The organism is Streptomyces sp. NPDC028289, from assembly GCF_055565975.1.
In genome coordinates, this window is record NZ_JBVHTI010000001.1 from 739,699 (window position 1) to 761,170 (window position 21,472).

A 21,472-nucleotide genomic window follows, 5' to 3' on the forward strand; every position below is an offset into this window, starting at 1 on the left:
CGATGGGGGTCGCGGCGTCGCGGACCACCAACCCGCTCCTCCTCGGGCTGCTCATCGCGGTCACCGCCTACGTCGTGGCCGCCTGTCGCAGCCGGACCGCCCCCTGGGCGCGCTCCTACGCCGCGTTCGCGCGGCTCGGCCTCGCCGTCCTCCTCGTGCGGCTCGCGTTCACCGTCGTCCTCGGCTCGCCCGTCCCCGGCGCGCACACCCTCGTCACCCTCCCCGAAGTCCCGCTCCCGCACTGGGCCCAGGGCATCCGCCTCGGCGGCCGGGTCACCGCGGAGGCGCTCGTCTTCGCCCTCTACGACGGGCTCCGGATCGCCACCCTCCTCATCTGTGTCGGTGCCGCGAACGCGCTCGCCAACCAGGCCCGGCTGCTCAAGTCCCTGCCCGGGGCCCTGTACGAGCTGGGCGTGGCCGTCGTCGTCGCGCTCACCTTCGCCCCGCACCTCGTCGCCGACGTACAGCGGCTGCGGGCCGCCCGGCGGCTGCGCGGCCGTCCCGACTCCGGCATCCGCGGCCTGCTCCAGGTCGCGCTCCCGGTCCTGGAGAGCGCGTTGGAACGGTCGGTCGCCCTCGCCGCCGCGATGGACGCGCGCGGGTACGGCCGCAGCGCGGACGTCCCGGACCGGGTCCGCCGTACGACGGCCGGGCTGACCCTCGGCGGTCTGCTCGGCGTCTGCGCGGGGCTGTACGGGCTGCTCACCACTGAGGGCGGCGGCTACGGGCTGCCCGTCCTGCCGGCCGGGGTGGCCGCCGCGCTGGCGGGGCTGCGGCTGGGCGGCCGGCGTTCGCCACGCACCCGGTACCGGCCGGACCCGTGGGACGCGCGGGCCTGGCTGGTGTCCGGGGCGGGCGCCGCCGTCGCCGCCCTGCTCACCCTGGCGTCCGTCCGCGACCCGGCGGCCCTGCAGCCCGGTGTCGTACCGCTGGTCGCCCCCACGCTTCCGCTCTGGCCCGCGGCCGCCGTGCTGCTCGGCCTGCTGCCCGCCCTGATCGTTCCCGAGGGTCCCGAGGAGGAGCCGTCGTGATCCGTTTCGAGGACGTCTCCGTGACCTACGACGGCGCGGCCCGACCCGCCGTGCAGGGGGTCGACTTCGAGGTGCCGGAAGGGGAACTCGTCCTGCTGGTGGGCCCGTCCGGGACCGGGAAGTCGACGGTTCTGAACTCCGTGAGCGGGCTCGTGCCGCACTTCACCGGCGGCACCCTGCGCGGGCGGGTGACGGTCGCCGGCCGGGACACCCGGACCCACCGGCCGCGTGAACTCGCCGATGTGGTGGGCACGGTGGGGCAGGACCCGCTCGCCCACTTCGTGACCGACACGGTGGAGGACGAACTCGCCTACGGGATGGAGTCGCTGGGGATCGCCCCGGCCGTGATGCGGCGGCGAGTGGAGGAGACCCTCGACCTGCTGGGGCTCGCCGAACTGCGGGACCGGGCGATCGCCACGCTCTCGGGCGGGCAGCGGCAGCGGGTCGCGATCGGGTCGGTGCTCACCCCGCATCCCGCGGTCCTGGTGCTCGACGAGCCGACCTCCGCCCTCGACCCCGCCGCCGCCGAGGAGGTGCTGGCCGTGCTGCAGCGGCTGGTGCACGACCTGGGCACGACCGTGCTGCTGGCCGAGCACCGGCTGGAGCGGGTCGTGCAGTACGCCGACCGGGTCGTGCTGCTCCCGGGGGCCGGGGCCGCGCCGGTGTGCGGGACGCCCGCCGAGGTGATGGCCGTGTCGCCGGTGTGTCCGCCGGTGGTGGAGCTGGGGCGGCTGGCCGGGTGGTCGCCGCTGCCGATGACCGTGCGGGACGCCCGGCGCCGGGCGACGGCGACCGGGCTGCGGGAGCGCCTCGGCGGGCGGGTCCCGGAGCAGCGGCCCGCGACCGCCGCGGCCGGCCCCGCGGCTCCCCTCGCCGAGGTCCGTTCCCTCGGCGTCCGCCGGGGCCGGGTCGACGCGTTGCGGGGCGTCGATCTCACCGTCGCCGCCGGGGAGACCGTCGCCCTCATGGGGCGCAACGGCGCCGGGAAGTCCACGCTGCTGGGCGCCCTGGTCGGGCTGGTCGAGCCGGGCTCGGGCGCGGTGCGGGTCGGCGGCGCGGTCCCGCACCGCACCCGCCCGCGCGACCTCGTGCGCCTCGTCGGGCTGGTCCCGCAGGAACCCCGTGACCTGCTGTACGCCGACACGGTCGGTGCCGAGTGCGCGGCCGCCGACCGGGACGCCGGGGCGGCGCCGGGGACCTGCCGCGGGCTGGTGTCCGGCCTGCTGCCCGGGGTGGCGGACGACACGCACCCCCGTGATCTCTCCGAGGGGCAGCGGCTCGCCCTCGCGCTGGCCGTCGTCCTCACCGCCCGGCCGCCGCTGCTCCTGCTCGACGAGCCGACCCGGGGCCTGGACTACGCGGCGAAGGCCCGGCTGGTGGGCGTGTTGCGCGGGCTCGCCGCCGACGGGCACGCGATCGTGCTGGCCACGCACGACGTGGAGCTGGCCGCGGAGCTCGCGCACCGGGTGGTGCTGCTCGCGGAGGGCGAGGTCATCGCGGACGGGCCGACCGACGACATCGTCGTCTCCTCGCCGTCCTTCGCGCCGCAGGTGACGAAGGTCCTCGCGCCCGAGCGGTGGCTCACCGTGGCCCAGGTCCGCGAGGCCCTGGCGTGACCGGCCCGGTGCGGCTCGGCCCCCGCTCCCTCGTCGCTCTGCTCCTCGTCAGCGCGGTCGGGGTGGTCGCCGTCGGCTGGCCGTTCCTCGCCCCGCCGTCCTCCCGGATCGCCTCGCACGCCCAGGACGCGCCCTGGCTCTTCGCGGGTCTGCTGGTGCTGCTGGTCGCCGTGCTGGCGGCGACGATCGCGGAGTCCGGGCTGGGTCCGAAGGCAGTCGCCATGCTGGGCGTGCTGGCCGCGACCGGGGCGGCGCTGCGGCCGGTCGGCGCCGGGACCGCCGGGATCGAGCCGATGTTCTTCCTGATGGTGCTGAGCGGGCGGGTACTCGGACCGGGCTTCGGGTTCACCCTGGGCTCACTCACCATGTTCGCGTCGGCGCTGCTCACGGGCGGGGTGGGGCCGTGGCTGCCGTTCCAGATGCTGGCGATGGGCTGGTTCACCATGGGGGCCGGGCTGCTGCCGGGTGCCGGGCGGCTGCGCGGCCGCGGTGAGCTGGCGCTGCTGGCGGGCTACGGCTTCCTGGCGGCCTTCGCCTACGGCCTGGTCGTCGACCTGGCCGGCTGGCCGCTGCTGGCCGGCAACGCCTCGAACCTCGCCTTCGACCCGCACGCCGGGCCCGCCGCCAACCTGGCCCGCTTCCTCGCCTACAGCCTGGCCACCGCCATGGGCTGGAACCTGGGCCGGGCCCTGTGCACGGTCGTCCTCACCCTCCTCCTCGGTCCGGCACTGCTGCGGGCGCTGCGCCGAGCCACCAGGCGGGCCGCTTTCGAGACCGCGGTCACATTCGACGGTCCCGGGACGTGAGCCGTCGTACGCGGCCGGTGACGCGACCGGTGAAGCACCCCACATGACGCACGTCACCTACGATCCGGAACAGTAGTCGGGCTTTGCCACTATGTCCGTTTTGCCACCCCCATTGACCTGCGGTTTGAGAGCTACGCCACACAACGGACCAAATCCGCCTATGCGACCACCACTAGTAAAAGGGGTGATTGCGGACGACTTCCGGGCCTGCTTGTCTGGACGACGTCGCCAGGCGCCACGAGCCCACAGCGGGCCGCGGCGCCGACGCATACGGACAGCCCCCACAGGTGGTTCCGGAGCACACGGCGACTCCCTGTCCCCGACGAACGAGGTTCTCCGTGTCCGTGTCCTTCATCCGCCGCATCGCTTCCCCGAAGAAGGCCCTCACCACCGCCGCCGTGGCCGCTGCCGCCGCCGGCATGGCCCTGACCGCGGCGCCCGCCCAGGCCGCCACCACGTCGGCCTCCTCCGCCCAGGCGATCGCGCACAAGATGATTCCGGACGCCGCGCAGTTCAACGCGTTCAGCAAGATCGTCTCGCACGAGAGCGGCTGGAACCCCTCCGCCACCAACTCCTCCTCCGGCGCCTACGGCCTGGTCCAGGCCCTGCCCGGTTCGAAGATGGCGTCCGCCGGCTCCGACTGGAAGACCAACCCCGCCACCCAGATCAAGTGGGGTCTGGACTACATGAACTCCCGCTACGGCAGCCCCACCGCCGCCTGGAGCTTCTGGCAGGCCAACGGCTGGTACTGAGCCGGCCGACCCGCGCGCACCCGCGGTCGATCGCGGCCGAGCCGCGCACCCGCCGCTGATCCCCGGCGCCGCGCGCCCCTGAACCCCGGCACCCTCGCCCCTTCTCCTGGGCGAGGGTGCCGACGTATGTCCGGACACCGCCGGAGAGGGCGGTGACCGGCGTCTCGGGGGAGGCAGGAACGGGGCGTAGGGAGGGGGTGCTCCTGCCTCCCTCGGGACGGGCCGGCGGCGCCGGGAGCCGTCGGCCCGGGTCGGAGGGGTGTCGTGCGGCGCGCCTCGGGTCCGAGGCGGCCTACGCGGTGGTGACCTGGAGGTGCTTCACACCGTTGATCCATGCCGAGCGGAGCCGGTCCGGGTCGCCGGTCAGGCGCAGGTTCGGCATCGCGTCGGCGATCGCGGTGAAGATCAGGTCGATTTCGAGGACGGCCAGGGACTTGCCGAGGCAGTAGTGGGGGCCGCCGCCTCCGAAGCCGAGGTGGGGGTTGGGGTCGCGGGTGATGTCGAAGGCGTCGGGGTCGGTGAAGACCTCGGGGTCGTGGTTGGCGGAGGCGTAGAAGACGCCGACCCGGTCGCCCTTGCGGATCAGCTTGCCGCCCAGTTCGGTGTCCTGGGTCGCGGTGCGCTGGAAGGAGTTGACCGGTGTGGCCCAGCGGACGATCTCCTCGGCCGCGGTCGCCGGGCGCTCGCGCTTGTAGAGGTCCCAGGCCTCGGGGTGGGTCAGGAACGCGTGCATGCCGTGGGTGATGGCGTTGCGGGTGGTCTCGTTGCCGGCCACCGCGAGCATCAGCACGAAGAAGCCGAACTCGTCGGAGTTGAGGTTGCCCTCGTCCTCGGCGGCGACCAGCGTGGAGACGATGTCCTTGGCCGGGCACTGCTTGCGGTCGGCCGCCATGTTCATCGCGTAGGCGATCAGCTCGGTGGCCGACTCTGCGCCCACCTCCTCGGTGATCGCGTACTCCGGGTCGTCGTACGAGATCATCTTGTTGGACCAGTCGAAGATCTTGGCCCGGTCGTCCTGCGGGATGCCGATCAGTTCCGCGATCGCCTGGAGGGGAAGCTCGCAGGCGACCTCGGTGACGAAGTCGAAGGGGCCGGAGTGCGCACGGGCCGCCTCGACGATCGCCCCCGCCCTGGCGCGCAGCCGCTCCTCCAGGGCGCGGATGGAGCGTGGCGTGAAACCGCGCTGGATGATCTGGCGGACCCGGGTGTGCTCGGGCGGGTCCATGTTCAGCAGGATCAGCCGCTGGGCGTCGATCGCGTCCCGCTGCATGTGCTCGCCGAAGCGGATGATCGCCGTGTTGAGCCAGGACGAGAAGAGCTCGGGGTGCGTGGAGACGTACTTGACGTCCGCGTGCCGGGTGACGGCCCAGTAGCCGTCGTCCGCGAAGCCGGCGATGCCGTGCGGCTGTTCGATCCAGCGGACCGGTTCGGCCTGGCGCAGGGCTGCGAACTCCGGGAGCGGCACCCGGTGATGGAGCAGATCGGGGTCGGTGAGGTCGAACCCGTCGGGCAGCGCGGGACAGGGCATGGCGACTCACTCCCACCGTGTACGGACCTGGACGTGTCGGCGTTCCTGCGGCCGTTCCGACAGCCGTTCTGACGGACCATCAGAAATGCCGGTTGCCGAGAAGGTAATAACGGGTTCTACAACTCGCAAGGGGCACGGTCACCCCAATTGCATGCACCCCTCTTGCGATTGTGGACGGCCTGTCAGCAGACTGCACCCAGAACTAGTACGCGTTCTAGTTCTGCGTGGCGGGCCGGGCCGGGACGCCCCTGCGCCGCGCGGGTGACCGAGGAGAGGACCGAGCCCCCATGGCCGCGGAACCCGTGATCGTCGAAGCCGTACGCACCCCCATCGGCAAGCGCGGCGGCGCGCTCGCCAACCTGCATCCCGCCTACCTCCTGGGCGAGACCTACCGTGAACTCCTCGGCCGCACCGGCATCCCCGCCGACGCGGTCGAGCAGATCGTCGGCGGCACGGTGACCCACGCCGGCGAGCAGTCCATGAACCCCGCGCGTACCGCCTGGCTGACCATGGGGCTGCCGTACGAGACCGCGGCCACCACCGTCGACTGCCAGTGCGGCTCCTCCCAGCAGGCCTCGCACATGACCGCCAACATGATCGCCGCCGGGGTCATCGACGTCGGGATCAGCTGCGGGGTCGAGGCGATGTCCCGGGTGCCGCTGGGCTCCGGCTCCAAGCACGGGCCGGGCAAGCCGTTCCCCGACGAGTGGAACGTCGACCTGCCCAACCAGTTCGAAGCCGCCGAGCGGATCGCCCGCAACCGGGGCCTGGGCAGGGAGGACGTCGACGCGCTCGGCCTGCTCTCGCAGGAGCGGGCGGCGCACGCCTGGGCCGAGGAACGCTTCAAGCGGGAGACCTTCGCCGTCCAGGTGCCGACGACGGAGGAGGAGCAGCACGCCGGGCAGGGCATGTGGCGCCTGGTCGACAAGGACGAGGGGCTGCGGGACACCTCGGCGGAGGCGCTGGCGGGCCTGAAGCCGGTGATGCCGACGGCCGTGCACACGGCGGGCAACTCCTCCCAGATCTCGGACGGTGCCGCCGCCATCATGTGGGCGTCGAAGCGGATGGCGCGTGCGCTGAAGCTGCGGCCCCGGGCCCGGATCGTCGCCCAGGCCCTGGTCGGCGCCGACCCGCACTTCCACCTCGACGGCCCGATCGACGCGACCCGCGCGGTGCTCGGCAAGGCCGGCATGAGCCTGAGGGACATCGACCTCGTCGAGATCAACGAGGCGTTCGCGTCGGTGGTGCTGAGCTGGGCCCGGGTCTTCGAGCAGAACCTGGACAAGGTCAACGTCAACGGCGGCGCGATCGCCCTCGGCCATCCGGTGGGGGCCACCGGTGCCCGCCTCATCACCACCGCCCTGCACGAACTGGAGCGCACCGACAAGGAGTTCGCCCTCATCACCATGTGCGCGGGCGGCGCCCTGGCGACCGGGACGATCATCCAGCGGCTCTGAAAAGCGCCCGGAGTTCAGCGCCCCGAAAGGGGCGCTGGGGGTACCCCCGGCCGAAGGCTGGGGGAGGAACTGCGCGACCAGCCACGACGGCGCCGCAGCCGAACGACGTCCCACCGCACCACTTACAACCGCACGTTCACCCGGGAGCCGGTGCCGTCACCGGCTCCCGGGGCTCCCGGACCTCCTTGTCGGCCCCAGCCACCCGCAGGGCCCGCGGCCCCTGCAGCAGATACCCCACGCCGAAGCCCGCGCCGACCACCGCGGCGCCGCCCACCGCGTCCAGGACCCAGTGGTTGCCGGTGCCGATGATCGCCGAGACGGTGAAGAGGGGGTGGATCAGGCCGAGCGCCTTCAGCCACCACCTCGGGGCGACGACGGCGATGACGATCCCGCACCACAGCGCCCAGCCGAAGTGCAGCGAGGGCATCGCCGCGTACTGGTTGGTCAGCTGGGTGAGGGTGCCGTAGTCCGGCTTGGCGAAGTCCTGCGGGCCGTGCACGGTGTCGATGATGCCGAGGCCCGGCATCAGACGGGGCGGCGCCAGCGGGTAGAGCCAGAAGCCGATCAGGGCGAACGCGGTGGCGAAGCCGAGGGCGGTGCGGGCCCAGCGGTAGTCGACCGGGCGGCGGACGTAGAGGACGGCGAGGACGGTCAGCGGGACGACGAAGTGGAAGGACTCGTAGTAGAAGTCGAGGAAGCCGCGCAGCCAGCCGATGCCGTACACGGTGTGGTTGGCCCAGTGCTCGATGTCGAGGTGCAGGAACCGCTCGATGTCGTGGATCTGGTGCCCGTGCCGCTCGGCACGGGCCCGCCCGGAGGTGCCGTTCCCGTCCCCGGCGGCGGCGAGCCGGATCTGCTGGTAGACGAAGTAGACCAGCCGCATCGCGACCAGTTCGAGGAAGAGGTTGGGGCGGGTCAGCACCCGGCCCAGCGAGGGGGCCAGCGGGACCTGCCGGAGGCGGGCCGGGACCGGCTCGGCGTAGTCCGTCGGGACCGGGCGGGCGAACTCCGGGGCGCTGCGGGACAGGAACGGGACGACCGTGGCCGCGGCCAGGGCGGCGAACAGGATCACGTTGTCGCGCACGGGTATGAAGAGCGACTGGTTCGGCAGCATCGCCTTGGCGGGCAGCGTCATCACGAGGACGACCACGACCGGCCACACGGTCCGGTCGGCGGCACGCCGCCCGGCCCGGCCGACCACCGCGAGCAGCACCCACAGCAGCTGGTGCTGCCAGGCCGTCGGCGACACCGCGATCACCGCACAACCGGTGATCGCGACCGCCAGCAGCAGCTGCCCGTCGCGGGCGTAGCGCACCGCGCGGCGCAGCGCGACGACGGCCACGGCCGCGCCGAGCGCCAGGAACAGGACGATCTCCAGCGGGCCGCTCAGCCCGAACCGCAGCAGGGCGCCGTGCAGCGACTGGTTGGCGAGCGCGTCCGCCTCGCCGCCGAGGCCGGTGCCGGCCATGTGGTGGATCCAGTAGGTGTACGAGTCGTGCGGCATCGCCGCCCAGGCCAGTACCGTGCAGACGGCGAAGGTCGCGCCGCCGGCGACGGCGGCCCGGCGGCGGCCGGTGAACCACAGCAGCGGGACGAAGAGCAGCAGGGCCGGCTGGAGGGCGGCGGCCAGCCCGACGCACACTCCGCTCTCGCGCTGCCCGCGGGCGGCGAAGCAGCCGAGCAGCACCAGCAGGACCGGGATGATGCTGGTCTGGCCGAGCCAGAGGGTGTTGCGGACGGGCAGCGAGAGCAGCAGCAGGCTGATCGCGACCGGCGCGGCCAGCAGCGAGGTGCGGCGGCTCACCGGCTGGGGCAGCGCGCGGGCGGCGACCAGGCCGAGGGCGACCACCAGCAGCAGCGTGCCGAAGGTCCAGCCCCAGCCGAGGGCCTGCTCGGCGGCTCTGGTGAGCGGCTTGAGCACCAGCCCGCCGAAGGGGGTGCCGGTGAACTGCGTCGAGTCGTACAGGGAACCCTTGACGTGCAGCACGCCGTCGGGGCCGACCCAGGTCTCCAGGTCCGTCAGCCGTTCTCCGCTCGGGGTGCCGAGGACGGCGGCCAGCTGCCGTACGACGAGGATCGCGGCCACCGCCCACAGGCCGAGCCGGGCCATTCTGAACCGTGCTCCGGCCTCCGCCCCGCCGAAAGCCTCCCCCGCTCGTCCTCCGTGTTCCACGTTCGCCACGCCTCGCCGGCCTCCCGCCCCGTTACGCACACCCGCTGGTCCGCTCGATCGCTCCGAGAACCCTACGAGGCTCCCATCACCTCTGGACAGAGACGCAGGCAACCCCCACTTCACCTGACGTCCCTCCGCCTTTTGTCCGGAAGACGACCGTGCCCCGGGGGCAGGGTTGACACCACGGAGCGCGACAAGGATCACACTGCGCAACACGCATGCCCCCGCGGGAGCGGGCAGACGTCCCTGCGTACAGCGCGTTTGGCTGCACTGTGCAGGTAAGCGCGTACGCGACGTAACGCCCCCAAGTACTCCTATCGTCGCTTTTCGTCCCGTCCGCCGCCGTACGGGCCGCGCCCCTGTCCCCCACGAAAGGTAGGCGAGCCCCGTTTTGGCGACCGTCACAGCAGTCACCCCGTCCGTCCAGGTCCCCGGCCCCCGTGCGGCCGGTGCCCCCGCCCCGACCGTCACCGACCCCGCGCTGGTGAAGCGCGCCGTGAAGGCGGCCGCGCTCGGCAACGCCATGGAGTGGTTCGACTTCGGCGTCTACAGCTACATCGCGGTGACGCTGGGCAAGGTCTTCTTCCCGTCCGGCAGCCCGACCGCCCAGTTGCTGTCCACGTTCGGCGCCTTCGCCGCGGCCTTCCTGGTCCGCCCGCTGGGCGGCATGGTCTTCGGCCCGCTCGGCGACCGCGTGGGCCGCCAGAAGGTCCTCGCCCTCACCATGATCATGATGGCGGCGGGCACCTTCGCGATCGGCCTGATCCCCTCCTACGCGACGATCGGCGTCGGCGCCCCGCTCCTGCTCCTCGCCGCCCGCCTGGTCCAGGGCTTCTCCACCGGCGGCGAGTACGCGGGCGCGTCCACCTTCATCGCCGAGTACGCGCCGGACAAGAAGCGCGGCTTCTTCGGCAGCTGGCTGGAGTTCGGCACGCTGGCGGGCTACATCGGCGGCGCCGGCCTGGTGACCCTGATGACGGCCCTGCTGTCCTCGGACCACCTGACCTCCTGGGGCTGGCGCATCCCCTTCCTGATCGCGGGCCCGATGGGCATCATCGGCCTCTACCTGCGGATGCGCCTGGAGGAGACCCCGGCGTTCGCGGCGGAGGTCGAGAAGGCGGAGTCGTCCCGCCCGAAGGTCCCCCTGCGCGAGATGATCACCAGCCAGTGGCCGGCCCTGCTCCTGTGCATGGCCCTGGTCCTGGTCTTCAACGTCACCGACTACATGCTGCTGTCGTACATGCCCAGCTACCTGACGAGCGAGCTGAAGTACGACGAGACGCACGGCCTGCTGGTCGTCCTCGGCGTGATGGCGCTGATGATGATCGTCCAGCCGTTCGCCGGAGCCCTGACCGACCGTGTCGGCCGCCGCCCGGTGATCGCGGCGGGCTGCGCCGGCTTCCTGTTCCTCTCCGTCCCCGCCCTCCTCCTGATCCGCCAGGGCAGCCTGCTCGCGGTCGCCCTCGGCATGGGCGCCCTGGGCCTCCTCCTGGTCTGCTTCACGGCGGCCATGCCGGCCGCCCTCCCGGCCCTCTTCCCCACCCGGGTCCGCTACGGCTCCCTGTCGATCGGCTTCAACATCTCGGTCTCCCTCTTCGGCGGCACGACCCCCCTGGCGGTCACGGCCCTGATCGGAGCGACGGGGAACCTGATGATGCCCGCGTACTACATGATGGCCGCGGCAATCGTGGGCGGCTTCGCCGCCTGGCGGATGGCAGAAACAGCGGGCAAGCCCCTGCCGGGCTCGGCGCCCTCCGTAGAAGCGCCCCGATAGAAGCGTCCCGAAGGAAGCGCCCCGACGGGGCGCTGAGGGTACCCCCGGCCGAAGGCTGGGGGAGGAACTGCGCGCCAAGCCCCCACCGGCCCGCACCCACAGAACCCGGCGGCCCCCCTCCAGAAGCGCGGGGAACTGCGCAAATCCCCCACTCACCTGCACGTTCGAACGATCGGCCCCCTCCGCCCGTACCGTCGGTAGACAGACGGTGGCTGTCCGGAACGGCCCAGGAACCACGCCCTCCGCTATACCGTCTGTAGTCCTGATCGACGGTAGGGCGGAGGGCATCGGTTCATGATCGGCCAGCGGCGACCCCGCCGACGCACACGTTTGCTCGCCGTCCTCCTCATCCTCACCGGCATCCAGCTCGGCCGGCTCGCCGCCCCCGCCTTCGCCTGCGCCTGCGGCGCCCTCGTCCCCGACGCCGCCCAGCGGGTCACCGTCGGCCGCGAGGAATCCGTCCTGCGCTGGGACGGCACCCGCGAACAGATCGTGATGCGTCTGACGGTCGGCGGCGACGCCGACCGCGCCGCCTGGATCATGCCCGTCCCGCACCGCGCCACCGTCGCCCTCGCCGACCCGGCCCTCTTCGACCAGCTGCACACCCTCACCGCCCCGGTGCACCGCACTCGCTCGCACTTCTGGCCCGAGGACGGCGACTGGCCCCTCACCACCGGCGGCGGCACCGCCACCGGCCCGCCCGGCGCCGGCGCCACCGCCCCCCGCGTCGGCGTGGTCGGCCGCCAGCGGCTCGGCCCGTTCGACGTGGCCCAGCTGACCGCCACCGACTCCGGCGCCCTGGACGGCTGGCTGCGCAGCAACGGCTTCCCCTTCCCGCCCCGCCTGAACACCGCGCTCCAGCCCTACGTCGCGGACCACTGGGAGTACGTCGCGGTCAGACTCGCCCCGCAGACCGCGGACACCGCGCTGCGCGGCGCCCTCGACCCGCTCCACCTCGCCTTCGCCAGCAGCCGCCCGGTCTACCCGATGCGGCTGTCCCGGCTCGCGGCCACCCCGCAGTCACTCGGCCTGTACGTCCTCGCCGCGCACCGCATGGAGCCGCGCTCGGCGATCGGCGGCGACCGCCCACGGGTCGTCTACGCCGGCCGGCTCAGCCGCCCGGCCGGCGACCTGGGCGAGCTGGCCGCAGGCGCCCCGTACCTGACGGCGATCGGCCAGGAGTTCCCGTACCCGTCCCAGATCTCCGCCGACCTGGTGCTGCGGCGGGCAGCCTCGGACACCCCGTTCCAGCAGGTCGTCTACGAGGACCGGCTGCGCCAGGTGGCCGGGATCCCGGCCTGGCTGCTGACGGTCGGCACCGCGCTGCTGCTGGTCGTCACCGTCACCTCGCTCGCGGCCGTACGCCGCTCCCGCCACCCGGCCCCGCCGCCTCCGACGCAGCCCCCCACGCCCCCTGCGCCGATCGGCTGAGTTCCGTACGGCACCGGGGCGGTCGATCACCGGCGCGTCCGTCGCCTGAGTAGTGCTATCCAGGTAGCTGTCACTGGACAGCCATCTGCATAGGCGAAAGGCAGCGGAAGCATGAGCGGCTCTCAGCTCTGGGACGACGTCGACTTCTACTTCACCAGCCACCTGTCACCGGACGACGAGTCGCTCCAGGCGGCCCTGCGGGAGAGCGAGGCGAACGAGCTCCCGCACGCCAACGTCACCGCCAACCAGGGCAAACTTCTCCAGCTCCTCGCCCAGATCCAGGACGCCCGGAACATCCTGGAGATCGGCACCCTCGGCGGTTACAGCACCATCTGGCTGGCCCGCGCCCTGCCCGCCGACGGCAGGCTGATCTCGCTGGAGTACAGCGCCCGGCACGCCGAGATCGCGGTCCGCAACATCGCCCGCGCGGGCCTGGAGAAGGTGGTCGAGGTGCGGGTGGGGCCCGCCCTGGAGTCGCTGCCCAAGCTCGCCGACGAGAACCCGGCCCCCTTCGACCTGGTCTTCATCGACGCCGACAAGGCCAACAACCCGCACTACGTGGAGTGGGCGCTCCGGCTCACCCGCACCGGCAGCCTGATCATCGTCGACAACGTGGTGCGCGGCGGCCGGGTCGTCGACGCCGAGAGCGCCGAGCCGGACGTGGTCGGCACCCGCGCCGCGATCGAGCTGATCGCGGCGCACCCGAGGCTGACCGGCACGGCGATCCAGACGGTCGGCAGCAAGGGCTACGACGGCTTCGCGCTGGCGCGGGTCCTCGACTGACCCGGCCGAGCCGGCCGGGAGACGTTGCTCAACCCTCCTGGTAGAACCCCACGTTGACGCTGCGCGGGGCGGTGCGGTCCCGGATGACGATCTCGCCGGAGCCGCCCCGGGGCAGCGCGACCGTGCCGCCGTAGGCGATGGCCTGGGCGTACTCGCCGACGGTCAGCAGCACCTCGGAGGACGGTTCGGTCTGGGAGCCGCGCAGCCAGGTGACCTGCCAGCCGCCCTCGGGCCCGCACAGGAACTCCAGGTGCACCCGGGAGACGAACAGCCAGTCGTCGGGCGTGGCGAGCCGGCAGGCGGCGGCGTCGCGGCCCACCCGCAGCACGGCACCCGGGTCGCTGGGCGCGTCGGCCATGAGCATTCCGGCCGTCTCGCCCGCTTCTCCGGACACGGAGGCCATGGTGAGTTCGAGCACGTGCGTTCCCCCTGCGCGGTTCCTGGATCCTTCGTGATCCGTCGTGGATCTCCGGCGCATGATAAAACGCCCGGCCGGGCCACGTCCGGCACAATGGAGTCATGACCGAGCGAAAGCCACCCGGGGTGCCGTTCGAGTCCTGGGTCGACAAGCAGATCCAAGACGCCCAGCGGCGCGGTGAGTTCGATCAACTGCCGGGCGCGGGCGAGCCGTTGCCGGCCGCCCTGGAGACGTCGTACGACGAACTGTGGTGGATCAAGCGGAAGATGGCCCGGGAGGGCCTGGCGATGCTGCCTCCGACGCTCGCCCTGCGCAAGGAGGCCGAGGACGCGCTGGCGGCCGCCTGGGCGGCGCCCTCGGAGCGGATCGTCCGCAAGATCATCACGGACGTCAACGTCAAGATCCGCGACATGATGTTCAAGCCGCCGCCCGGGCCCCCGCTGGGCAAGAAGCCGTACGACGTCGAGGAGGTCGTACGCGAGTGGCGGGAGCGCCGGACGGCGGCCGGGGCGGAGCGGGACCCGGAGCCGGACCCGCACGGGTGACTCCGGGTCCCGGGACTCCCCGGGCGGCTCGGGCGGCTCACATGTGCAGCAGCCGGTCCGCCAGTTCGCGGTAGTCGCGCAGGGCCAGCCGGAGCTGCTCGGTGTCGGCGCTGCCGGGGTGGTTCGCGTCGGCGGACTGCCAGCTGCCGCGCAGGGTGCGGCGGCGCCGGTCGACGGCGTCGGTGAAGCGGGCGGTGATCTCCTCGACGGCCCGGTCGGCCTCCTCGACGGCCGTCCGCGGCTCGTCGACGAAACCGGTGACCGCGTGCTGGAGCCGGCGCTCCAGCTGTCCGCACTCCTCGCTGGGCATCAGCTGCCCGCCGCCGCGGCCCGCGTCCCTCTCGTGCCCCGGGCCGTCACCGGCCACCAGCACCGCCTGTCCGGGCGCACCCCGGTCGTCCCGGTCGTCCATGCGTTCGGGTTCCTCCCGTCCCGGGGTGACACCGCTCACGGAGGCGTCGCCCCAGTCGGTCGTCCCCTCCTCACGTCCCGGGGGCATCGCGGTACCGCCGGGATACACGTCGCCGCCCACGGGGCGGCGGCCCGATCCGGTCCTGGCGTCGGTCATGTCGGTCAACTCTCCTTCGGGCGGCTCTGGTCGGCGGACCAGGGCAGGTGTCCGCCGGTGTCGGCACCGACACCGGCGCGGTGCCGGCCGTGCTCGCGGGACGACGGGGTGACCAGGTCGTCGAAGAGGGAGCGGGCCTCGATCATGGCCGTGCGCATCTCCTCGGTCCCGGCCCGGCCCAGCGGGGAGCCGCCCGCGGGTGCCAGGGCGGCGCGGTGGACGCGGCGGTAGCCGTCGACGTGGTCCGCGTGGTGCACGGAGAGGGCGTCGACCTGGTCGTCGTACTGGGCGCCGGCCGGGAAGCCCCGGGCGGCCGCCACCTCGGCGAGCAGCCGGTCGATCTCGGTCACGGACTCCCGGGGCGAGTCGACGAAGTGCTCCTGCGCGGTGGTCCAGCGCGCCGCGTAGCGTTCGCGCTCCGCCGGTTCCAGATCACGCTCGTGCAGTCCGCCGTGGCGCTGCACCCGCTCGGCGAGTTCCCGCTCGGCCGCCTTGGTGTCGCCGCCGTGCTGGGCCACCGTCCGCTCGTACTCGGGCCCGAAGCGCCGCTTCAGACCCTGCGGGCCGCTGCCCCTGGCGCGCACGGCCAGCAGGGCCGCGACGACGACCACGGCGGCCACGATCACGATGATCAAGCCTGTGGACATGGTTGCCTTCCGGTGTCTCGGCCCGACGGGCCGTCTCCGCGTCCGGGTGACCCGCACGCCGCCGCGCAAACGGCCCGGCCGGACGGAGCCGGCCCGAGACCGCAGATATCCGGTTGCGTGGAACACCCCGGTCCGCCGGAGACTACGGCCCATGACCTCCTGGACGATCACCCCGGAACGCCCGGACTCCCCCGCCGCCGTCGCCCTGTGGCGGGCGTACTACACGGAGGTCAGCGACCGCTGGTACCTGCACCACGAGGGCCACCGCACCGACCCGGCCGAGCTGGAACGGGAGATCGCCGCCCGTCCGGGCTCCGAACTGGCGCCGCCCACCGGACGGTTGCTGATCGCGCGGTACGACGGTGAGCCGGCCGGCTGCGCGGGCGTACGGCTCCTGGACCCGGCCACCGCCGAGCTCACCCGGGTCTTCGTGCACGAGGAGCTGCGCGGCAGGGGCGGCGCCGCGCCCCTCGTCGCGGCGGCCGAGGACGCGGCCCGTGCCCTCGGGGCCGCGCGGATCGTCCTGGACACCCGCACCGACCTGGTGGAGGCCCGCGCCCTGTACGCGCGGCTCGGCTACACGGAGACCGCGCGGCACAACGACGACGTCTACGCCGAGCACTGGTTCCGCAAGGAGCTCGTCAGCTGACCTGGCCCGCGGCGGGGTGCTGCGGCTGCTCGCGTTCGGTGCCGCACAGTTCGTCGGTCAGCTCCCGCACCAGGCGGTCCAGGTCGGTGGGCCGGTCCGGGCTCCACCAGTCGCCGAGGAGGCCGGCGAGGGACTCCTCGCGGGCCCGGGCGAGCCGGGCGGCGACCTCGCGGCCCTCCTCGGTCAGGGTCAGGTCGAGGCCCAGGCGGTCGGCGAGGTGCCGCTCCTCCAGCTGGCGGGCGCCCGCCAGGACGACGTTCATCGGGACGGGGCCGCGCTCGGCGAGCCGCCCCGGCTCCACCGAGCCGTACTTCCGGATCCGCAGCAGCAGCCAGCCGGACGCGGGCAGCAGGTCGGCGTACCCGGCCCGGGCGTTGATCTTCTGGTAGACCTCCCGGCGCCCCTCCCGGGTGCCGAGCAGGGACAGCGCCCGGGAGCACTCGTCGTACGACGACCGCTGGACCGGGTTGGGCGGGATGGTCTCGGACGCGTCCGGCGCGGTGACCGAGCCGCGCAGCGGGTCCTCCTTGAGGAACCAGGCGAGGACGAAGCCGAGGACGGCGACCGGAGCGGCGTACAGGAAGACGTCGGTGATCGAGGACGCGTACGCGTGCAGGGCCGCCGGGCGCAGCGCGGGCGGCAGGGTCGCTATGCCCCGCGGGTCGGCCTTGAGGGCGGACGGGGTGACGCCGGGCGGGAGGCGGACGCCCCGGAAGGCGTCGGCGAGCTTGTCGGCGAGCCGGCCGGCGAAGACGGAACCGAAGACGGCGACGCCGAAGGAGGCCCCGATGGAGCGGAAGAAGGTCGCGCCGGAGGTGGCGACGCCGAGGTCCTCGTACGAGACGGAGTTCTGGACTATCAGCACCAGCACCTGCATGACCAGCCCGAGGCCCAGGCCGAAGACGAAGAAGTAGCCGCTCATCTCGGCGGTCGAGCTGTGCTCGTCGAGCCGGTGGAGCAGCAGCAGACCGATGGTCGTCACGCCGGTGCCGGCGACAGGGAACACCTTCCAGTGCCCGGTACGGCTGACGATCTGCCCGGAAACGGTCGAGGACAGCAGCAGACCGACCACCATCGGCAGCATGTGCACACCCGACAGGGTCGGCGAGATGCCCTGAACGACCTGGAGGAAGGTCGGCAGATAGGTCATCGCGCCGAACATCGCGAACCCGACGACGAAGCTGATCACGGCCGCGAGGGTGAAGGTGCGGATGCCGAAGAGCTTCAGCGGGAGCACGGGTTCGGCGGCCCGCCGCTCGACGACGACGAAGGCGACGGCGAGCACCACCCCGACGACCACGAGCCCGATGATCTGCGCCGACCCCCACGCCCACGTCGTCCCGCCGAGCGAGGCCACCAGCACCAGGCAGGTGGCGACGGCGGCGATCAGGAGGGTGCCGAGGTAGTCGATGACGTGACGGGCGGTCCGGCGCGGGATGTGCAGCGCGGCGGCGATCACCGCGAGCGCGACGACGCCGACGGGCAGGTTGACGTAGAACACCCAGCGCCAGCTCAGATGCTCGGTGAGCACCCCGCCGAGCAGCGGCCCGAGCACGCTGGTCGTACCGAAGACGGCGCCGAACAGCCCTTGGTACCGCCCCCGCTCCCGCGGCGGCACGATGTCCCCCACGATCGCCATCGACAGCACCATCAGCCCGCCGCCGCCCAGACCCTGCAAGGCGCGGAAGCCGATCAGCTCCCCCATGTTCTGGGCCATCCCGCACAGCGCCGACCCGACGAGGAAGATCAGGATCGCGAGCTGGAAGAGCCGCTTGCGCCCGTACTGGTCGCCGAGCTTGCCCCACAGCGGGGTGGCGGCGGTGGAGGCCAGCAGATAGGCGGTGACCACCCAGGACAGGTGTTCCAGCCCCCCGAGGTCGCTGACGATGGTCGGCAGCGCCGTCGACACGATCGTCTGGTCCAGCGCGGCCAGCAGCAGCCCGAGCAGCAGCGCGCCGATCGGGACCAGCACGTTGCCGGGTACGCGCTCCGCGTCCTTCGCCTGGGTGTGCGTCGTTTCCAGGGCCATGGAGACCTCCCGGGGCTTTGGGCCATCTTCCATCGTGGACGGTGTCACCCGGTATGGCCCGTCGGGTCCTTTTCGGTGCCCCTGAGACGAGGGGTTCGGGGGAACGTACGTGTGGGTGCTCTGCATAATCTGTGGAGTTTGTGAGGGGAGGGCGAACGCCGTGACGGACACGACGGGGAGCGGGGGCCACCAGTGCCCGGAGTGCGGGACGCCGAAGGGGCCGGACGGCTCCCCCGCCTGCGACTGCAACCAGCGGACCGCCGACGCGTTGCGCGACGCGCGTACGGCCGAACAGGCGGCGGCGGAGGACTTCGACCCGCTGCGGATACGGCCGTACATCGACATAGAGCGCGCCGGCGGCGCGGAGACCGAACCGGTCCGGGCGGTGGGGGAGCCGACGATCCCGTTGCCGGCGGTGACGGGGCCGGAGCGCGGGCCGGTCTCCGACGCCGAGCCGACGGCCTCCCCGGAGGAACCTCGCCGGCGCTCCCGGCGGGCCCTGCTGCTGTCCGTCGCCGGAGCCGTGGTGGCGGTGCTCGCCGCGGCGGGCTTCGTGAGCGGCCTCTTCTCCCGGCTGACACCGGAGCGGGACGGGGCGGCGCCGCAGGACGTACGGGAGAGCGTCCCGGACGTGACGCCGAGCACGGCGTCGCCTTCGGCCGCGGCGCCGACGGCCTCGTCGCGCCCTTCGGAGTCGGCGTCCGCGTCGGCGTCGGCGAGCCCGAGCCCCTCCGCCACGGCGTCGAGCGCGACGCCCTCGCCGACCGTCTCCCGCTCGGCCTCCCCCACCCGGTCGACTCCGGCGACCAGCACGTCAGCAACGGCCCGGCCTTCCGCACCGCCGATCCTCCGCCCCGGCGACAGCGGTGCGCAGGTCACGGAACTCCAGCTCCGGCTGAAGCAGGTGGGCCTCTACTCGGGGACCGCCGACGGCCACTACGACAGCAAGACCGAGAGCGCGGTGCGCACGTACCAGCTGACGCGGGGGATCCTGACCGACGAGTCGGGGGTGTACGGGACGGCTACCCGGGCGGCACTGGAGTCGGAGACGACGAAGCCGTAGGGGGGCGGGCCGAGGGGGGTTCGTTGCCGGGGGGTCGGTGAGTGGTGCGGGTCGGGACGGTTGTGGTGGTGGGGTGGGGTGCGGTGGTGGGTGTCCGCGGGTGGGTGGAGCGGTTCGGGGTGGTTGCGGTGGTGGTGTGACTGCGGGTGCGTGGGGGCTGGTCGCACAGTTCCTCCCCCAGCCTTCGGCCGGGGGTACCCCCAGCGCCCCTTACGGGGCGCTGTCCTGCCGTGTCTTTGATCCAGCCGCGGGCAGTCGTGCCTCCCCCAGTGCCTCAAGGGCCTGGGAGGTGCCCCTAGGGGGGCACGGGTGGGCGCTGGGGGTCCCCCCGGCCGAAGGCTGGGGGAGGTGCCCGGCCAGCGCCGGTGAGCGTCCCTGCCTCCGGCCTCAGGCTTCGCCGACGTGCACCCGGATCGATCCGTCGGCCACCGCCTCGACCCGCACCTCCCTCAGGTCCCGCACCACCGCGTCCGGCCCATGCGCCCCGGCCCGCGCGCCGACGCCGACGACCCGCATCCCGGCCGCCCGCCCCGCCGCGATCCCCGCGCCCGAGTCCTCGAACACCACGCAGTCCGCCGGAGCGACCCCCAGCTCCGCCGCCCCCTTCAGAAAGCCCTCGGGGTCCGGCTTGCTGGCGCCCACCGACTCCGCGGTCACCCGCACCGCCGGCATCGGCAGCCCGGCGGCAGCCATCCGCACCGTGGACAGCGCCACGTCCGCCGAGGTCACCAGCGCGTGCGGCAGCCCCCGGAGGGAGGCGAGGAAGGCCGCGGCGCCCGGGACCTCCACCACGCCCTCCACGTCGGCCGTCTCCTCCGCCAGCATGCGCGCGTTGTCCGCGAGGTTCTGCTTCATCGGCCGGTCCGGCAGCAGCACGGCCATGGACGCATGCCCCTGGCGCCCGTGCACCACCTTCATGACCTCGTCGCCGTCCAGCCCGTGCCGCTCGGACCAGCGCCGCCAGATGCGCTCGACGACGGCGTCGGAATTGACGAGGGTGCCGTCCATGTCGAGCAGGAGGGCGCGGGCGGTGAGGACGGTGGCCGTCATCGGGCAGCTCCTAGTGCACAGGCCGAAAGCAGGCCGGGAAGAACAAGGCGGCCCCGCCCGCCGGTCAGGGAAAACGGGCGGGAGCCACTTTGTTTCTCTACGGTACAAAACAGAACGCCGATCCCGCCACCGCCTTCGCCGACCGTTCACCCACTCTTCAACCCGACCGGACCGCAGCGAGCCCCCGCTCAGCCCGCGATCGCCTCCCACAGGCTCCACCCGCCGAGCGCCAGCATCAGCACCGCCGCGATCTGCGTGATCAGCCGCAGCGGCACCTTCTTCATCAGCGCCTTGCCGCCGACGATGCCGAGTCCTGCCACCGCCCACAGGCCGAGCACGGCGCCGAGGCCGACGGAGAGCGGGTCGTCGTAGCGCGCCGCGAGGTTCGCCGTCATGATCTGCGTGAGGTCCCCGAACTCGGCGACCAGGATGAGCGTGAACCCGGTGCCGGCGACCTTCCAGAAGGACTGGTCGGCCGGCTTGCGGATCTCCTCGTCCTCCTCGTCCTTCTTCATCAGCAGCACGGCCGCGCCGCCGAGGAAGAGCACGCCGGTCAGGGCATGCACGATCTGCTGCGGGAGCAGGGTCAGGACACTGCCCGCCGCGACGGCGAGCACGACATGCAGCAGGAAGGCCGCGGCGACGCCGGCGAAGACGTACGACGCCCGGTAGCGCGTACCCAGGACCAGACCGGCGAGCGCGGTCTTGTCGGGCAGTTCGGCGAGGAAGATGACGCCGAAGACGATCGCCGTCACGGTGATGCTGATCAAGGGTCCTCAATCGGTCGGGGCCACCCCACCGAGAGCACCGCACTTCGCAGACGACACACCTCGGCACGGCAGCACACACGGTCGCCCGTGCCGTGGGGCACGGGCGTGCACTGCTTGCCGAAGGTCTCGCTGGCGGCGCCGTGGCCGAAATGACCGAGGTCCGCCTCCGGGCGCCGGCTCAGACGGGCTGAGCAGTATGTCGACGGTCCGGCGAAGAGCTACTCCCCTTCAACGCCGTCAAGAGTACGTGACCGCGCCATCGGTCCCAAGGCCGGGAGTCCCGCCTGTGAGTCACGTCGCACGGCTTGTCATGTCATGAACGCGTCATTAGCTTCTTACCGAACGCTCACCCACCGGCAACACGGCGGCGCGAGCATTCCCT

The 21,472-nt window shown here is 72.9% G+C and carries 19 protein-coding genes; 11 read left to right on the forward strand and 8 right to left on the reverse strand.

The features are described from left to right. Positions 1 to 2 precede the first annotated feature (2 nt). The 4 genes from ACZ4UV_RS03295 (at position 3) to ACZ4UV_RS03310 (ending at position 4,205) form a co-directional block, all read left to right on the forward strand. Positions 3 to 1,031 (forward strand): CbiQ family ECF transporter T component, encoded by a 1,029-nt coding sequence (locus tag ACZ4UV_RS03295; RefSeq protein WP_467836509.1) that lies wholly within the window; start codon positions 3 to 5, stop codon positions 1,029 to 1,031. Beyond that, positions 1,028 to 2,647, forward strand: coding sequence for an ABC transporter ATP-binding protein (locus ACZ4UV_RS03300; RefSeq protein WP_390045359.1), 1,620 nt, complete (start codon positions 1,028 to 1,030; stop codon positions 2,645 to 2,647). The genes ACZ4UV_RS03295 and ACZ4UV_RS03300 overlap by 4 nt, the downstream gene beginning before the upstream one ends. Continuing rightward, positions 2,644 to 3,453: an ECF transporter S component gene (locus ACZ4UV_RS03305; RefSeq protein WP_351494314.1), complete on the forward strand. Its 810-nt coding sequence runs from the start codon at positions 2,644 to 2,646 to the stop codon at positions 3,451 to 3,453. Before ACZ4UV_RS03300 ends, ACZ4UV_RS03305 begins: the two co-directional genes overlap by 4 nt. A 338-nt stretch (positions 3,454 to 3,791) precedes the next feature. Further along, positions 3,792 to 4,205 (forward strand): aggregation-promoting factor C-terminal-like domain-containing protein, encoded by a 414-nt coding sequence (locus ACZ4UV_RS03310; protein ID WP_217551566.1) that lies wholly within the window; start codon positions 3,792 to 3,794, stop codon positions 4,203 to 4,205. 292 nt (positions 4,206 to 4,497) lie between these two features. Here ACZ4UV_RS03310 and ACZ4UV_RS03315 read toward each other — a convergent pair whose 3' ends face one another. Then, complete coding sequence (locus ACZ4UV_RS03315; protein WP_467835629.1) at positions 4,498 to 5,733, reverse strand: cytochrome P450; 1,236 nt, start codon at positions 5,731 to 5,733, stop codon at positions 4,498 to 4,500. A 287-nt stretch (positions 5,734 to 6,020) separates the two neighbouring features. On the opposite strand from ACZ4UV_RS03315, the gene ACZ4UV_RS03320 reads away from it, so the two are divergent. After that, the gene (locus ACZ4UV_RS03320; protein WP_451022423.1) at positions 6,021 to 7,190 is read left to right on the forward strand and encodes a steroid 3-ketoacyl-CoA thiolase; all 1,170 of its coding nucleotides are present in this window, start codon (positions 6,021 to 6,023) and stop codon (positions 7,188 to 7,190) included. Between the two features lie 136 nt (positions 7,191 to 7,326). On the opposite strand, the gene ACZ4UV_RS03325 is transcribed toward ACZ4UV_RS03320, so the two are convergent. Continuing rightward, on the reverse strand, positions 7,327 to 9,372 hold the full coding sequence (locus tag ACZ4UV_RS03325; protein ID WP_451021983.1) for a bifunctional glycosyltransferase 87/phosphatase PAP2 family protein: 2,046 nt from the start codon (positions 9,370 to 9,372) through the stop codon (positions 7,327 to 7,329). 382 nt (positions 9,373 to 9,754) lie between these two features. On the opposite strand from ACZ4UV_RS03325, the gene ACZ4UV_RS03330 reads away from it, so the two are divergent. The 3 genes from ACZ4UV_RS03330 (at position 9,755) to ACZ4UV_RS03340 (ending at position 13,351) form a co-directional block, all read left to right on the forward strand. Beyond that, the gene (locus ACZ4UV_RS03330; RefSeq protein ID WP_467835631.1) at positions 9,755 to 11,137 is read left to right on the forward strand and encodes an MFS transporter; all 1,383 of its coding nucleotides are present in this window, start codon (positions 9,755 to 9,757) and stop codon (positions 11,135 to 11,137) included. 294 nt (positions 11,138 to 11,431) lie between these two features. Then, the gene (locus ACZ4UV_RS03335; protein WP_451021981.1) at positions 11,432 to 12,568 is read left to right on the forward strand and encodes a DUF2330 domain-containing protein; all 1,137 of its coding nucleotides are present in this window, start codon (positions 11,432 to 11,434) and stop codon (positions 12,566 to 12,568) included. 111 nt (positions 12,569 to 12,679) lie between these two features. Continuing rightward, a complete protein-coding gene (locus ACZ4UV_RS03340; protein WP_451021980.1) occupies positions 12,680 to 13,351 on the forward strand; it encodes an O-methyltransferase in 672 nt (223 codons plus the stop codon). A 28-nt stretch (positions 13,352 to 13,379) separates the two neighbouring features. Here ACZ4UV_RS03340 and ACZ4UV_RS03345 read toward each other — a convergent pair whose 3' ends face one another. Continuing rightward, a complete protein-coding gene (locus tag ACZ4UV_RS03345) occupies positions 13,380 to 13,769 on the reverse strand; it encodes a hypothetical protein (protein ID WP_390045341.1) in 390 nt (129 codons plus the stop codon). Positions 13,770 to 13,870: 101 nt separating this feature from the next. Here ACZ4UV_RS03345 and ACZ4UV_RS03350 point away from each other — a divergent pair, with 101 nt between their 5' ends. Continuing rightward, a complete protein-coding gene (locus ACZ4UV_RS03350; RefSeq protein WP_467835633.1) occupies positions 13,871 to 14,314 on the forward strand; it encodes a DnaJ family domain-containing protein in 444 nt (147 codons plus the stop codon). A 37-nt stretch (positions 14,315 to 14,351) separates the two neighbouring features. Here the strand turns inward: ACZ4UV_RS03350 and ACZ4UV_RS03355 are convergent, their stop codons facing one another. Beyond that, on the reverse strand, positions 14,352 to 14,882 hold the full coding sequence (locus ACZ4UV_RS03355; protein ID WP_451021978.1) for a hypothetical protein: 531 nt from the start codon (positions 14,880 to 14,882) through the stop codon (positions 14,352 to 14,354). A 5-nt stretch (positions 14,883 to 14,887) separates the two neighbouring features. Next, positions 14,888 to 15,529 carry a hypothetical protein gene (locus ACZ4UV_RS03360; protein WP_451021977.1) on the reverse strand — a complete coding sequence of 214 codons (642 nt, stop codon included), beginning with the start codon at positions 15,527 to 15,529 and terminating at the stop codon, positions 14,888 to 14,890. 151 nt (positions 15,530 to 15,680) lie between these two features. On the opposite strand from ACZ4UV_RS03360, the gene ACZ4UV_RS03365 reads away from it, so the two are divergent. After that, a complete protein-coding gene (locus ACZ4UV_RS03365; RefSeq protein WP_451021976.1) occupies positions 15,681 to 16,178 on the forward strand; it encodes a GNAT family N-acetyltransferase in 498 nt (165 codons plus the stop codon). Here the strand turns inward: ACZ4UV_RS03365 and ACZ4UV_RS03370 are convergent. After that, positions 16,171 to 18,207, reverse strand: coding sequence for an MDR family MFS transporter (locus tag ACZ4UV_RS03370; protein WP_467835636.1), 2,037 nt, complete (start codon positions 18,205 to 18,207; stop codon positions 16,171 to 16,173). The genes ACZ4UV_RS03365 and ACZ4UV_RS03370 overlap by 8 nt on opposite strands. Before the next feature lie 160 nt (positions 18,208 to 18,367). Here ACZ4UV_RS03370 and ACZ4UV_RS03375 point away from each other — a divergent pair, with 160 nt between their 5' ends. Then, positions 18,368 to 19,270 (forward strand): peptidoglycan-binding domain-containing protein, encoded by a 903-nt coding sequence (locus ACZ4UV_RS03375; protein ID WP_467835638.1) that lies wholly within the window; start codon positions 18,368 to 18,370, stop codon positions 19,268 to 19,270. Positions 19,271 to 19,657: 387 nt separating this feature from the next. Here the strand turns inward: ACZ4UV_RS03375 and ACZ4UV_RS03380 are convergent, their stop codons facing one another. Together ACZ4UV_RS03380 and ACZ4UV_RS03385 are read right to left on the reverse strand one after the other, a co-directional pair. Beyond that, on the reverse strand, positions 19,658 to 20,320 hold the full coding sequence (locus tag ACZ4UV_RS03380; protein WP_451017989.1) for an HAD-IA family hydrolase: 663 nt from the start codon (positions 20,318 to 20,320) through the stop codon (positions 19,658 to 19,660). Between the two features lie 188 nt (positions 20,321 to 20,508). Next, positions 20,509 to 21,090, reverse strand: a complete 582-nt coding sequence (locus ACZ4UV_RS03385) for a TMEM165/GDT1 family protein (protein WP_451017988.1) — start codon at positions 21,088 to 21,090, stop codon at positions 20,509 to 20,511. Between the last annotated feature and the right edge of the window lie 382 nt (positions 21,091 to 21,472).